Annotated in this window: 11 protein-coding genes and 1 other annotated feature; of the genes, 3 read left to right on the plus strand and 8 right to left on the minus strand. The window is 46.9% G+C overall.

Annotated features, from left to right (window positions below; translation table 11 throughout):
* Positions 1-136: 136 nt before the first annotated feature.
* The 3 genes from AB3N00_RS05385 to AB3N00_RS05395 all read right to left on the minus strand — a co-directional run bounded on the left by AB3N00_RS05385 (position 137) and on the right by AB3N00_RS05395 (position 4,410).
* Positions 137-2,521, minus strand: a complete 2,385-nt coding sequence (locus tag AB3N00_RS05385; protein WP_413033664.1) for a polyprenyl synthetase family protein — start codon at positions 2,519-2,521, stop codon at positions 137-139.
* 190 nt (positions 2,522-2,711) lie between these two features.
* Positions 2,712-3,509: a sulfite exporter TauE/SafE family protein gene (locus tag AB3N00_RS05390; protein WP_413033665.1), complete on the minus strand. Its 798-nt coding sequence runs from the start codon at positions 3,507-3,509 to the stop codon at positions 2,712-2,714.
* A 433-nt stretch (positions 3,510-3,942) separates the two neighbouring features.
* Entirely contained in the window at positions 3,943-4,410 is a 468-nt protein-coding gene (locus AB3N00_RS05395) for a DUF6376 family protein (RefSeq protein WP_413033666.1), read from the minus strand.
* Between the two features lie 141 nt (positions 4,411-4,551).
* On the opposite strand from AB3N00_RS05395, the gene AB3N00_RS05400 reads away from it, so the two are divergent.
* Positions 4,552-5,520: a bile acid:sodium symporter family protein gene (locus tag AB3N00_RS05400; protein ID WP_413035196.1), complete on the plus strand. Its 969-nt coding sequence runs from the start codon at positions 4,552-4,554 to the stop codon at positions 5,518-5,520.
* Positions 5,521-5,580: 60 nt separating this feature from the next.
* Here AB3N00_RS05400 and asd read toward each other — a convergent pair whose 3' ends face one another.
* From asd to AB3N00_RS05425, 5 genes are all read right to left on the minus strand, one after another.
* Positions 5,581-6,666, minus strand: a complete 1,086-nt coding sequence (gene asd / locus AB3N00_RS05405) for an aspartate-semialdehyde dehydrogenase (RefSeq protein WP_413033667.1) — start codon at positions 6,664-6,666, stop codon at positions 5,581-5,583.
* A 167-nt stretch (positions 6,667-6,833) separates the two neighbouring features.
* Positions 6,834-7,107, minus strand: a binding site (T-box leader).
* A gap of 189 nt (positions 7,108-7,296) precedes the next feature.
* A complete protein-coding gene (gene galU, locus AB3N00_RS05410) occupies positions 7,297-8,169 on the minus strand; it encodes a UTP--glucose-1-phosphate uridylyltransferase GalU (protein ID WP_413033668.1) in 873 nt (290 codons plus the stop codon).
* A gap of 1 nt (position 8,170) precedes the next feature.
* Positions 8,171-8,608, minus strand: coding sequence for a GtrA family protein (locus AB3N00_RS05415; RefSeq protein WP_413033669.1), 438 nt, complete (start codon positions 8,606-8,608; stop codon positions 8,171-8,173).
* The gene (locus tag AB3N00_RS05420; protein WP_413033670.1) at positions 8,601-9,587 is read right to left on the minus strand and encodes a glycosyltransferase family 2 protein; all 987 of its coding nucleotides are present in this window, start codon (positions 9,585-9,587) and stop codon (positions 8,601-8,603) included. The genes AB3N00_RS05415 and AB3N00_RS05420 overlap by 8 nt, the downstream gene beginning before the upstream one ends.
* 47 nt (positions 9,588-9,634) lie before the next feature.
* The gene (locus AB3N00_RS05425) at positions 9,635-11,881 is read right to left on the minus strand and encodes a glycosyltransferase family 39 protein (protein WP_413033671.1); all 2,247 of its coding nucleotides are present in this window, start codon (positions 11,879-11,881) and stop codon (positions 9,635-9,637) included.
* Positions 11,882-12,082: 201 nt separating this feature from the next.
* Here AB3N00_RS05425 and AB3N00_RS05430 point away from each other — a divergent pair, with 201 nt between their 5' ends.
* A complete protein-coding gene (locus AB3N00_RS05430; protein ID WP_095287436.1) occupies positions 12,083-12,766 on the plus strand; it encodes a response regulator transcription factor in 684 nt (227 codons plus the stop codon).
* Between the two features lie 11 nt (positions 12,767-12,777).
* Positions 12,778-14,292, plus strand: coding sequence for an ATP-binding protein (locus AB3N00_RS05435; protein ID WP_413033672.1), 1,515 nt, complete (start codon positions 12,778-12,780; stop codon positions 14,290-14,292).
* Positions 14,293-14,332: the final 40 nt, after the last annotated feature.

Consider the following 14,332-nt stretch of genomic DNA (forward strand, 5'->3'; position numbering starts at 1 on the left):
TGAAACGGCTCTTTTCAAGAGATTTGTGTCTTTGAAACCAAACAAGGCCTGGAATCCATCATCATGGAACTCCCGACCTATGTCGCTATATATCATTATAAGTCATATAAGTACAAGGAGTCGCGAGTAAAAAATGTCAGCGCTCACGCCCAACGATATAATCTAGCAAATGCTTCAGGAATGGAACATGCTTGGGCATATCGTTCAGCGCATCGGTTGCAAGACAATAATGTTCCCACATCTCTTTTTTCGCTCCATCCTCCCCTAATATGGATACGAAGGTTGAATTGTTGTTCCGAGCATCCTGTCCTGCTGGTTTACCAAGTACAAGATGATCCCCTTCCAGGTCCAGCAGGTCATCCTTGATTTGAAAAGCGATACCTGCATGATATGCGAATTTCTTCAAGGAGGCGATTTCCGATTCCTTCACCTGTGCCAGAATAGCTGGCATTACAAGTGCCGCTTCAAAGGCAATGCCTGTTTTATAGAAACAGATCATGTTTAATTGTTCCAGTGTCAGTGCTTTTCCTTTGGAGTTCAGGTCCATCGCCTGCCCCATGCACATGTCTTCTGCTTTTTCAGCCGAATACCGAATAAGGGTTAGGACCGTTGCTGCGTCGAATTGTCCGAGAGAAGATTGTTCCCCTATGGCTTTCTGGATGAGAAACAGACCCGTCAATTCAGCTGTGGCGCTGTTATGCACCTGATGCAAAGTCGAACGCCCCCGCCGGGTTGAAGCATTATCCTGTGTCGGCAGATCATCAAAAATGAGGGAAGCGGTATGCATATACTCCAGTGATCTTAACAGGGGAACGATTGACGCTTCTGTAAGTCCATACTCACGCACACCCATTACCCAGGTTAAGATAGGCCTCAGCCGCTTGCCATCTCCCTGCAAACTGTAATTGGCTGCATCAATCAGCGTTTCCTTCATTTCTGGAATTTCAGTCGGTTTGGAGATTTGCAATTCAATATTAATCTGTTCGCGAACCGTTCGAATCGTATGAAGAAATTCTTCTTTTTCCTGTTTGTCATTTTGCAGATGAACAATTACCTGATCCCTGAGCAATTTGTCGAGAAAATCCACATCATCCGCTTTTCGAACCATTTGCTGAACTAGCTGATTGAATTCGGGCTGGCCCGAAGCAAATATGTTCATGATCTCATTGTATTTCTCCCGGCCAAGGCGCTCTTTGCTGCGCTTGAGGCCATTGATGGCGCGATCCAATATGACTTCACGTGTCTTTTCGTCCGAATGATACACGCTATGGATCAGATGAGAGATGACCGTCCAATACAGCTCATACGGATTAATTAAATCGGGACGCAGATCTCGATACTTCAAATAGTACGTATATGGGGTAACTGCCCCCTCTTCCATGTCGTCAAACATATCTGCAAAATCATCTGCAAGCTGATTGTAGATTCCATAATAGAACGTGCGCAGATCAAAGCCTTCATCCTCTGAAGCGCTAAGAACTGAACGGACGATGAGTCTTGATGATGATGACTTGATAATAATCGGTACATACAGCTCTTCATTGGTATAATTCGCATTGCTGAGTTTCTTTGCCCGGTCCAGTTCCTGGGATTGAAAAAATACATAGGATTGCTCGAAAAATGTACGCTGCATCTCAGGTCGCTGGTAGTTCTTGATATATTCAAATGCTTCCCGCAGCTCCGAATGAACATACTGAATGACTTCCTGGTTCGCTCCGTTCCACTGGCCAATGTCAGGTACAATTCCAGTGAGCAGCGCTTGGCGAATCATCTGGGAATACTGCTCTTTCTCTTGCGCAGTCAATGCCTGTGAATCCAGAAGGTCGTCAATAAAAGGATAGGTCAATCCATATGAATAGCCCAATCTGATCGCTGCATCAAATCTCTGCGAACGTTCCGCAATTGGAGTCATCTCATCCATTTCATCATTCACGTGGAGGACAACGCCAAGAATAATCTTAATGAGCTTTCGCTGTGCCTGCTCTGCATCCAATTCCTTTGGAATATTTGAAGCTACATTCTTAAGCTTCTGGATTAGCCAGATTACGGCTGTCTCCACATTTTCCTTCTGAGCCCAGCGATACAATGAGGCCACACTGATATAATCGGGCTGCTCTTTGCGTTTGCCAGCATTGGGGCGCATGAAATACTTCTTGGTATCCTGCGCTACGCGCTGAATGCGAGCCTGCGTCTCGGAAGAATCCAGGGCCTTGCCCAGATCTCTCATGTAAATGTATGAGATACTCCGATCCAGGTAATCATCCAGTTTACCTGTAACGTTAAGCCAGTGGATATATCTATACACATCCCGTGAATCGGGTTTTCTTTTGCTTCGTGATACCAAGGGCAACCAGGAGTATCGATGAATATGTTTTTTTTGCCATAATTGAATATCTTGGGTAAGCGCAGTTGCATATGTGTTGTTCATTAACTGCTCGTGTAGGGAAGTAAAATACTGGGCTGCCTTTTGCTCAGCCAACTGATATCCTGCCTCAGCCTGATCTATAAGTACGTTATTCATAGGATGGATACCTCAACTTCTATTAATGTTAAACACGTATCCATGAGAGGAGTATGAAGGTGCGCTCCATGGACGAAACTGTTGTGAATTCATGCTGTAACAAATTCGCCAGCTCATGTTCATAACCTATATACGGTGTTCCAACGTTTTGGTTACGAAATCGTCATGGGTGCACCACGAATGCTTGTTTCTACAGAATGGAAGCCCAGACTTTAACGGCTGTTATGGCAATGAGAACGATTAATCCATAGCGAAGTACACTCACATTGATCATCGAACTGACCCTCGAACCGAGGGAAGCCCCGAGAAGACTGCCAATAACCGTATAAATAATAGGTTCAATCGGAATGTCTCCGCCCGTAATTTTCCCGATCACTCCACCAATGGCGGATATAAACACGATGGCAAGGGATGAAGCAATGGTTGTTCGTGTAGGTATTCGGAGCACCGTCAGCATGATCGGTATCAGGATGAAAGCTCCACCCGCACCTACGATTCCCGAGACAATCCCCACGGCAAAAGCGGCACCCGCAGCAATCCATCTGTTAAATACCAGATCATCAGCAGCCACTTCTGTTCCCTTTCCAGGAATCAGCATGAGCACGATCGCCACAATCGCCAATATTCCATAGATCAGATTGATGACATCTCCATCCAAGTGTCCGGATAGGATACCTCCAATCAGACTGCCGGCAAGAATGCTGGTGCCCATGTATGCCACAAGTGCTCTGTTCACCAATGCATGCCCATTTCTTATTTTCCTTTTCTTTCTCTGAAATGCTACCACACCTGCCAATGAGGAAAAAAACACCTGGAACATACTAATGGATGATACCTCATGTGCAGTGAAGGGCTCAAGTCCCATCAGAGAAGGAACATATAAAAGCAGCGGGTAATTAATGATAGCTCCACCAATACCGAGTAAACCGGAGAAGAAGGAACCGACCAGACCGAGTATAAACATGATGATAAAAAGCAGAACATCCATCGGTTATTCTTCCTTTCTTGCGATGAAAAATCTTGTCAAAAAACAGTATACGCAGTGAATATAATCGGCTATAATAAAAACCAAGTAAATTAATCAGAAATGAGTGATTAAGCATGCTTAACGTGTTGAAGACTCTTTTTGAAAACAAATGTCCACTCTGCAACGGAAAATTGCATGTCCATAATGACTCACTGTGTGCTACCAAAGCTTGCTCACAATGCCATTACAAAGAAGAGAGCTATGGCTCTCTCGGTGTACGTATTGTGTATGACACCACAAAATGATAAAAATAACATTCCTGCTTATTGTATCACGTCTGAGCTGACTCGATAAGCACCCTTACTAGATGAGCTATGTCCTTATAAATATAAAAAAGGTGCTAAACGAATCGAAATCGTTCTGCACCTTTTTTTGCTGTCTATTCGAAATTCGGTTAATTTCCAAGACCGCTTAACGGGTCTTTTAAACTGTTGATATTATTGATCAAATCGGGAATCCCGGTATTCTGCCAGTTTTCCGCGGTAAACCCCTGCTCTGCAATCGTTGTCTCGAAACGGTCCACAACTTCGGTTAATTGATTGTTATAACTGACCAAATTTTCATGAATGCTCTCTCCAATGGCGGGAGCCGTAAGCTGCGAGAATTCACTCGCTTCCGCTTGAATCTGATCGATTTTCGCTTGGATTTGCTCTGTCACTTCCGGGTTGTTTACCGCTTCCGTTGCCAGCTGCTGAAGATCCGCGCCAGCGCTGGATACCTGCTCAATATATTCGGTAGCGCCACTGACGTAACTCAAACTCTGGTTCGCTTGTTCCACCACAGAACAGGCAGAGATGATCAAAATACTTGAAGCAATAAACCCCGTCATTAACAGCGTTTGCCTTCGTTTACGTAAAATCATGAGCATCTTCCCTTCCTTATATCAGAAGTAATTACTTAATTGAATGATAGCTGTTCCGTATACCCGAATGCAAATCGGTCTGCACTCATAGGATTGAACATGTATAATGGAAGAATCACACGGTAAAGGGATGTCATGAATATGCTTCAGGCTTTGAATCAGCGCTTGAACCGCATCATGCCACTGATTACTCCAATCAGCATTATCATTGGCGTACTTTGCGGAAGTCTTCTTTCTTCGTATACTTTTTTATCCCCATGGCTTTTTGCATTCATGACGTTTGCAGGAAGTATCAGTCTCGGGATCAGGGATTTTCTGAACGTGCTGAAAAAGCCTTTCCCGCTGTTTGTTTGTCTGTTTATTCTGCATCTGGCCATGCCTCTGATTGCACTGGGTATGGGCCATTTGGTTTTTCCGACGGACGCCTATACAATAACAGGTCTTGTTCTGGCAGCAGTGATTCCAACAGGTGTTAGCAGCTTTATCTGGGTTAGCATCTATCGGGGCAATATTGCACTGACGCTATCCATCATCCTTATCGATACCATGCTGGCTCCATTTGTCGTTCCTGGTGTGTTATCTCTGCTGATCGGCACCAGCGTTACGCTGGATATGGGCGCAATGATGAGCAGCCTGTTCTGGATGATCGTCGTGCCTTCCCTGCTCGGCATGCTGCTAAATGAGTGGACCAAAGGAGCAATCGTCCCGGTGTGGGGCCCAAGACTAAACCCATTCTCCAAGTTGTTTATGGCAGCAGTTGTTGCGATTAACGGATCCGTTGTAGCTCCTTATCTCGCCGATTTCAACTGGAAACTGGCCGGCCTTGCAGCAATCATCATTTTCCTGGCTTCCTTCGGCTATGCACTAAGCTACTTCATCGCTAGATTGCTGGGCTGGAATGAGGCTGACCAAGTCGCACTCGTGTTCAATGGAGGCATGCGTAATATCAGCGCAGGAGCGGTGCTAGCCGTATCCTATTTCCCCCCCCCGGTAGCTGTCCCGGTTGTTCTGGGAATGGTATTTCAACAAATGCTGGCTTCGCTGACAGGGTATCTGCTTGGAAGACGCTCGCAATTGCTGCAAAATGCGGATAAAACATCCGCCGCCTAAGGATGCAAACAAAGAAAAACGCCAACAAAACGTTGGCGTTTTTCTGTTTCATGTTAAGTTTTATTTCGGTTGAATATATCCTTCGGCTTTGAGAAGCTCAGCAATCAGCACTGCGCCACCTGCAGCACCGCGCAATGTGTTGTGAGACAGCCCGACGAATTTGTAATCATACAGGGAATCTTCACGTAATCTGCCTGTTGATACGCCCATTCCGCGCTCAATGTCACGGTCCAGTTTCGTTTGTGGTCTGTTTTCTTCTTCGAAATACGTAATAAACTGTTTTGGCGCACTTGGCAATTCGAGTTCTTGTGGGCGTCCTTTGAACTGCAACCAGCGGTCCAAAATTTCATCTTTGGATGGTTTTTTCTCAAAGTTTACAAATACGGTAGCCAGATGTCCATCCGTAACCGGAACACGGATACATTGCGTCGTGATTACCGGTGATGAAGCCTTCACAATCTCATTATTTTGAACGCTGCCCCAGATGCGCAGAGGTTCTTGCTCACTCTTTTCTTCCTCGCCACCGATGTACGGGATCACGTTATCCAGCATTTCAGGCCAATCCGTGAAGTTTTTGCCTGCTCCCGAGATGGCTTGGTAAGTGGAAGCTACCACTTGAGTTGGGTTGAACTCACGCAACGCGTGAAGTGCAGGTACGTAGCTCTGAATGGAGCAGTTTGGTTTAACTGCAATAAATCCGGTTTTGGTGCCCAGGCGTTTACGCTGTGCTTCAATAATCTCCAGATGTCCTGGATTGATTTCAGGAATAACCATCGGAACATCAGCCGTCCAGCGATGAGCCGAGTTGTTGGAAACAACCGGTGTGCCTGTTTTGGCATAAGCCTCTTCGAGCGCTTGGATCTCATTCTTTTTCATATCCACTGCACAGAAAATAAAATCAACCTGGCTCGCAAACGCTTCGACCTGGGAAGCATCCTGCACTACGATTTTTTTCACCGCTTCCGGAATCGGAACCGCGAGTTTCCATCTGCCCTGAACGGATTCTTCATAGGTTTTGCCTGCCGAATTGGCACTCGCCGAAATAGCTGTTACTTCAAACCATGGATGACCATCCAGCAGATCCACAAAACGCTGGCCCACCATTCCTGTTCCTCCAACAATACCGACTTTCAATTTTGCTGTCATATCATCATCAATTCCTTTCGGTGTGAGTAGAATATTAGCTTATTTCATTCCTGTAATGGTTGCTGGGACTTCGTGATTCTTCCCTTAATAAAAACTATTCAGATGATTCCAAAGCGTGTAGCCAACACCCCGGAAAAACCAAAAAATCCCACCCCCAAGACAGAAGTCTCAGGGACGAGATTGAATACTCGTGGTACCACCCAGATTCGCCAATATGTCGCCATATCAGCCTCTTTGAGTTAAGGATAACAACACGTAATGAGTTGTCATTGCCTATACTCCAGCTCTGTAACAGGAGCTCCTGTCACACCATCCCTTACGTTTAAGTTCCGATGTGCTGCTCTGAGTCTTTATTCAACAAAAAATTCTTTACCCCTTTTCAGCTGCCGGGGCTCTCTGAGAAAGAATACTTTTATCTACTCATCTCTTCGTCGCATTTGATATTGCGATTATAATATCAAAGTTACCATTGCGAAGTAAACATATTTTTTATAATTTGCTGCAAATGGATATTTATTTACTGCATTTTAGTGACAAAAGTATAAGTTACCAGGTAGGTTTAAGGTTTAGCATAAAAGGATTCGCCAACATTTACCGTATTCCGCCTAATTGTTCTATTATTCCAGCAGTTTAGCCCCATTGCGTCGCAAGCTGCTTGAGATACGGAGACAGCATGGGCTGCAGTTCCTTGCGCATAAGTCCGATCTCCAGGATCGCCTGTATGTATCCGAACTGATTGCCAATATCATAGCGGCGGCCCTCAAGTTCAAGAGCAAGCAGTTCCTCCATCTGACTGACTTCTTTTAAGGCATCGGTTAACTGATACTCTCCTCCTGCCCCTCTCTCGATCTGGTCCAAAATTGGAAAAATGGACGGTTTCAGAATATAGCGGCCCATCACCGCTGTTCTTGAAGGTGCTTCCTCCACTGAAGGCTTCTCCACAAGATTGGTAACCCGGTGAACCCGGTCCTCTGCATCTGTTGAATCGATAATGCCATATTTACTTACGTCTGCAGCCTGAACTTGGCGTACACCCACGATCTGGCTGCCCGTCTTTTCATACAAATGAATCATTTGTGCAAGTGCCGGTGGATCAGACACCATGATATCATCCCCCAGCAGTACAGCAAACGGATCATCTCCCACGAACTGACGGGCACAACCGATGGCATGACCAAGTCCCAATGGTTCTTTTTGACGGATAAAATGAATGCTTGCCATATCACTAATCGCCTGCACCTCTTCGAGCAAATCCTGTTTGCCTTTGGCATGTAGGGAATGTTCCAGTTCCACCGATTTGTCAAAATGATCCTCAATTGATTTTTTGTTGCGTCCGGTCACAATAATGATATTTTCAATTCCCGATTGTACCGCTTCTTCCACAATGTATTGAATGGCCGGTTTATCCACAATGGGCAGCATCTCTTTGGGCTGTGCCTTGGTTGCTGGCAGAAATCGTGTCCCAAGTCCGGCTGCCGGAATGACTGCTTTTTTAATTCTCATATCATGAAACTCCCCTTTCATTGGTATTATGGTTCGGATCGAGCATGGTCGCGGACACTGCCCGGAAAACCCAATACCGACTGGCAATATAGTTTAAGAACATTCCCGAGAGGGTCGCCGCTGCCTTGCTAATGACCAGATTCCAACCAAGTATGCTGTTCGAGAGGAACAACATCAGGGATGAAAACGCAAGAACGAACAGATTTGTAATCAAAAATCGCAGCAATTCATTTTTTTTGCTTTGTCTTCGCGCATCACGAAACGTCCAACTTCCGTTCCACCAATAACTGTTCACGACCCCGCAGCTATACGAGATAACCTGGGCGATTAAAACAGGTGTCCCCAAGGCGGCGAGCAAGGTGAACACCAATGCATCCACCGCCGTATTCATGACACCCACAATCCCGAATTTGATCAAAGTGACCAAACGTTTAGTCATGGTGAGCAACTCTGCCTGTCAACCGCACTTGCCCAGGGTGACTCTCCGACGGATACACATCTCGCACAATATAGAGGGGTCTTGCCTTGGTTTCATCATAGATACGGCCAATGTACTCGCCAAGAATGCCCAGCATAATGAGAATGAATCCATTAAAGATCAACATGATACTGACGATGGAAGGCCAGCCTTTGATCGTAGAATCCGTAAATATCGCAGAAGCAATCACGCTCAGCATATAGATAAATCCGCCTATGGAAAGAATAGCTCCCAAGTAACCCGCAAGCTTTAGCGGTTTATGTGAAAATGAAGTGATGCCATCCAGGCTTAGTTTCAACATGCGTTTCAGCGGATATTTGGTCACCCCAGCCAGACGCTCATCCCGTTCATATTCAATCGCTGTCTGTCTGAATCCGACCCAGCTGACCAAACCACGGACAAAACGATTTTTCTCCGGGAGGCGTTTCATCTCATCACACACTTTGCGGTCAATCAGCCGGAAATCACCCGTGTCCACTGGGATATCCGTATCGGTCGAGGCACGCAGCACGCGATAAAACATGCTTGCAGACCACTTTTTGAAGCGGGTTTCCCCACTTCGTCTGGTTCGGCGGGCGTATACGACTTCATAGCCCTCTTTCCATTTGGGAATCATGTCTAGAATCAATTCGGGAGGGTCTTGAAGATCTGCATCAATAATGACGACTGCATCACCTGCTGCATAATCCATCCCTGCGGTAATTGCGATCTGGTGACCAAAGTTACGTGCAAAATCAATCAATTTCACACTCTCGTCCCAACGTGCGTAGTCACGGATCATCTGTGCGCTTCGATCGACGCTGCCGTCATTGACAAACAGCAGTTCATACGTCTCACCCGTACTGCCCATGACTTTTTTTAAACGTCGATAGGTTTCTTCAATGACCGCCTCTTCGTTGTACATCGGAATAATGATGCTGTAACGGCACGTTTGAGCCATATTCGTTCCCTCCCTTTTCAAATTCGGTTCATTCCACTTGATCATCTCTATAATTTCACTTCATACAGGGTACTCTGCCCGCCGAAGCCAGCTCCACTGTCTGTGCCTGTCGTCCACTCTGATGTGGGAATTTCGGTACCATGCTCCATGATCCAGTTGCTGATATCCGAATTGCCTCCCCGGCCGCCCATACCACCAACCATGAAGTATTTCACTTGCCCACTCTTCACGAGCTCTTCCAGTTCCTCCGTGGTATACACCGGATCAGAACCCGAGAAGCCTCCAAGCGTAATGACTGCCTCATTCTCATCAATGATGTAAGGGGCTGCCTGGTTATAATCTGTTGCTGCAAAAAGATACGTTTCTCCTGTGTTATGCTCTCTGAGAAAATTCAAAGTTGTTATATCCACTTCTTCATTCCTGCTTCCAGCTCCGCCTCGTCCACCAGCCGCTCCCATTCCTCCGCCGCCAAACATGTTTCCGCCTGATGCAGGAGGTGTTCCTGTACCGGTATTATCGACAACAGATTCGTCGCTCGAAGAAGACGGGAAGGATTGATCCGCATCACCTGAAGCATTTGGTGGAGTCGTGCCCCTGTTGTCATTCCCTTGTCTGACGCCCATGCCCATTCCTCCGAACATTCCATTAGAACCTGTAGGACCAGCCTCAGGAATCATGCTGTTACCGCCATAGGTAATTGGCGTGAACGCCCAATAGACCGGACCAATAAGCATAACCATGAATCCTGCGATAATCATTCCTTGTTTCCAAGGATGCGAACGATTGAGCATCACGATCAGGATGATCGTCATCAAAAGGCCTGCAATCAATTCGCTGATGGACCAGCCGGCACCGATGGTGTCATTATAGACCTGCATAATATACCAGCCGAAGATCGTAGTGAGCATGACTGCAAGAGGAAGCAGCCAGGCCTGCCAGCCATTACGTTCACGATATGCCTTCCACATGGCTACAAATCCAGCGCCAGTAAGTGCGGCAATCGGTGGAGCGAGCATGATCAGGTAATATTGATGGAAGAAGCCAGCCACACTGAAGAACGCCGCAACCGGAAGCAGCCAGATCAGCCAAAACGCAGTTTCCTTATGTTTCATCGTTATATTTCTCCGTCTTAACCCTGCAAAGAGAGCAATGCATCCAAGCAGTACCGTGGGCAAAAGCCAGCTGGCCTGGCCGGACAGTTCGGTCTGGAACAGCCGCAGCAGACCTTTTTCCCCTGTTCCAAACATGCCGCCCATTCCTCCGGCACCATTGCCTCCTCCGAAATCCCTTCCGTTTGGCATCTCGCCGCCATTGGGCATCTGGCCCCCATGCGGGAAATTCATTCCGTTCATTCCACCCATTTCACCTGCTGCACCGTTGTTAGATGGATTGCCTGAAGGAGCCGGGTTGTCCGTTTGATCAGAAGCCGGGACGGAGGCAGAAGCATTATCCCGATTATTTCTGTTATCTGCAGCGTTTGGCATGCCTGCACCCGCTGCTCTGTTCTGCTGGCCTGTGAGACGGGACAGACCGTTATAGCCAAAAGCAAGCTCCAGCACCGAATTGGTTTCGCTGCTTCCTATGTAAGGGCGCTGACTTTCCGGTATAGAATCAACCGTCACTGCCCAGGATAGGGAAACCACTGCCAGTACCGCCGTACTGACTATAAGCAGGATGATTTTTTTTCTCCATTTCGCCTGGAATGCGAGCAGGTAGAATATATAAAATGCCGGTAGAATCATGTAGGCTTGAAGCATTTTCATGTTAAATGCAAGTCCAATAAGTGCGAATGCTACGAGGATACGCCATGGACTGCCCTGTTTGGTACCTTTGAACAAAATCCAGGAACCCAGCAATAACGTAAATACCAGCATGCTGTCGATATTGTTGGTACGGCTTACTGCTGCCACAACGGGAACAGTCGCCATGGCTAGAGCAGATATACGCGCTGCTGCAAGGCCAAATGTTGGCTTGACCATCAAATAAATGAGCAGGACCGAACCAATCCCCGCCAACACTTGCGGCAAAATAACACTCCATCCGTGTAATCCGAAGACGTAGGCAAAAGCCGTCTGGATCCAAAAGACGACGGGTGGCTTATCTACGGTTACTGAACCAGCCGAGTCCAGCGATGCATAGAAGAAATTGTGGAAGTTTCGGAGCATGCTCCCAACGGCGGTCGTATAATAGGAATTGGCATATTGATCGTTCCAGATCCCATACCCGTTCAGAATTGCCGCTAATAATACGATCGGCAGAAGGACAAGATCAATCCTTCGTTTGGCGTTATTCAATGTTAATCACTCCTTCTCGCTCTTCATGATTGTATTGTGACATACCAAAATAAAATTGGGATGAGTGCCCGCTGAATGTTACCTGAGGATAAGTTCCAAACCTTTCAGCTAATTTTCAGTTTGGCAAGCGATAATACAACATAAAGCCCTCAATTCTTGGGGCATTTAATAGAGGGATTGAACAGGGAGGCATGCCCACTTATGAAGCTAAGTACGGGAATTAAAATACTTTTGGCCGATGATGAACCACATATTCTGCAATTTCTGGAGCTTGGATTGAGCAATGAAGGCTTCGATGTACGAACAGCACCGGACGGTGCTGCAGCACTTGAACTGGCGCTTGAATTCCGCCCACATATGGCCATTTTGGATGTGATGATGCCGGAGATGGATGGATTCGAGGTGGTTGAACGTTTGCGCAAGACCGGGGCTCAGGTTGGAGTCATCATGCTGACAGCCAAAGACGAAGTCGAGAATCGGGTTAAAGGTCTTTGGCTCGGTGCTGACGATTATATGATCAAACCCTTTGCCTTTGATGAGCTGCTGGCCCGGATTCAGGCAAGACTGCGTAATCAGTTTCCATTATTGATCGGTGCCGTAACACACGGTCCGTTCCGAATTGATGATCAGCGCAAAGAGATTACGTATCATGATCAGATTCTTGAGTTGTCTCCTACCGAATATGAACTATTAAAGTTCATCGTACTGAATCATGGTATTGTGCTAAGCAAAGCGACCATTCTTAGTCGTGTATGGGGATACGATTTTGGTGGGGAAGAAAATATTGTTGAAGTCTATATACGTTCATTGCGAGACAAACTCGGGGATAAAGAGCATAAACTCATTCGCACCCTTCGAGGTGTTGGATACAGAGTGGATCTCTGATGAACTTTTCAATGAAACAACCAAAAACACGTTTAGGACGACTGCACCAGTGGATCTGGCCCCGTTCGCTGCGCTCCCAATTGCTTACACGCTCCCTGTTTATACTTGCCGCATTGTTCTTGTTGATTGGTATTCTTCAATTCTGGATTATGGAGAGCTTTCTGTATCGCAATCAGGCGAAAACGATGGAAGAGCAGATCATGTCCATGCCCCCTGTCTGGCTCGGAATATCTTCAAGGAATGAGTCATTCAACAACCCGTTTGCCGGACAGGCAGGAACGGATACACGCGCGTCCGGTAACAGGTTGCTGTATATTCCAGATCGTTCGCTCGCGTTATTCGATACGAAAGGGACGTTCGAGGATGTATTTGGTGAAGACGGCCTGACGGCGCCCCGGCTCACTTCCGCTGAATATACGGCTATTACGGATGAATTAATGGATAAGCGACACGCTCCATACCAGATCGTGACGGATCGTACAGGCAATGAGCAATTGATTGTTTTTGCCTCGCCTGGCCCGCGTAATCGGGATTTGTCCATGGTTCAAATGGGTACCCCGACGAAGCCGCTAAGAGATCTGATTATGAAACAGCTTCTTATATTCGTGATGTTGTCCCTTCTGGCGATGATCGCGGGTCTCATTCTGTATACCAAAGCCCTTCGCCGCACACTGATTCCGTTGTCCAGTATCGTAGATACCGTGCAGCGGATCGATGCGGGCAGCTTGGCAGAACGCCTGCCCGCTACGCAGGGTCAACAGGAAGTGGATCAACTTGCGCTATCCTTTAACGGCATGCTCGAAAGACTCGAACAATCGTTTGAAGCAGAACGCGAATCCAAGGAACAAATGCAGCGTTTTCTGTCCGATGCTTCCCATGAACTCCGTACTCCGCTGACATCCATCCACGGATTCATAGAAGTCCTACAGCGGGGCGCAGCTACCAACAGCCAGCAATTATATCGTGCACTGGACAGCATGTATGGTGAATCCGTTCGAATCAATAAGCTGGTCGAGGACTTGCTGATGCTGAACAAACTGGATCAGGCTCCGAAGCAGGAGCAAGAAGTCGTTCAGCTTGATCATCTGTTGCTTGAGATGCAGCCACAGCTTGCCATGATGGCTCGGGAACGCCATGTTCATATGGACCTGACCGCTGGTATATATGTAATGGCCGACCCGCACAAGCTGAAGCAAGTGGTTCTCAATTTGTTTCATAATGCGGTGCAGCATACTCACTCAGAATCGGGTTCCATTACTCTGACGTTGTATGCTGTTCACAATAAGGCAGAACTGACTGTCAAGGATAATGGAACCGGCATTGAGCCGGAACATCTTCCTCATATCTTTGAACGCTTTTACCGTACCAGCTCTTCCCGTTCCAGAAAAGAAGGCGGAGCCGGCCTTGGTCTTGCGATTACACGATCCATTGTTGAGTCGCATGGCGGGATTATTACGGTAACCAGTAAGGTAGGCAGCGGAACGACGTTTATCATTGTATTGCCCCTGTCAGAGGCGGCAGCATGATCACGACGAATAACCCTTTCATCTCTGCGGAGAACGAGAA

The sequence above is a fragment of the Paenibacillus xylanilyticus genome, assembly GCF_047246825.1.
Classification (GTDB): domain Bacteria; phylum Bacillota; class Bacilli; order Paenibacillales; family Paenibacillaceae; genus Paenibacillus; species Paenibacillus xylanilyticus_B.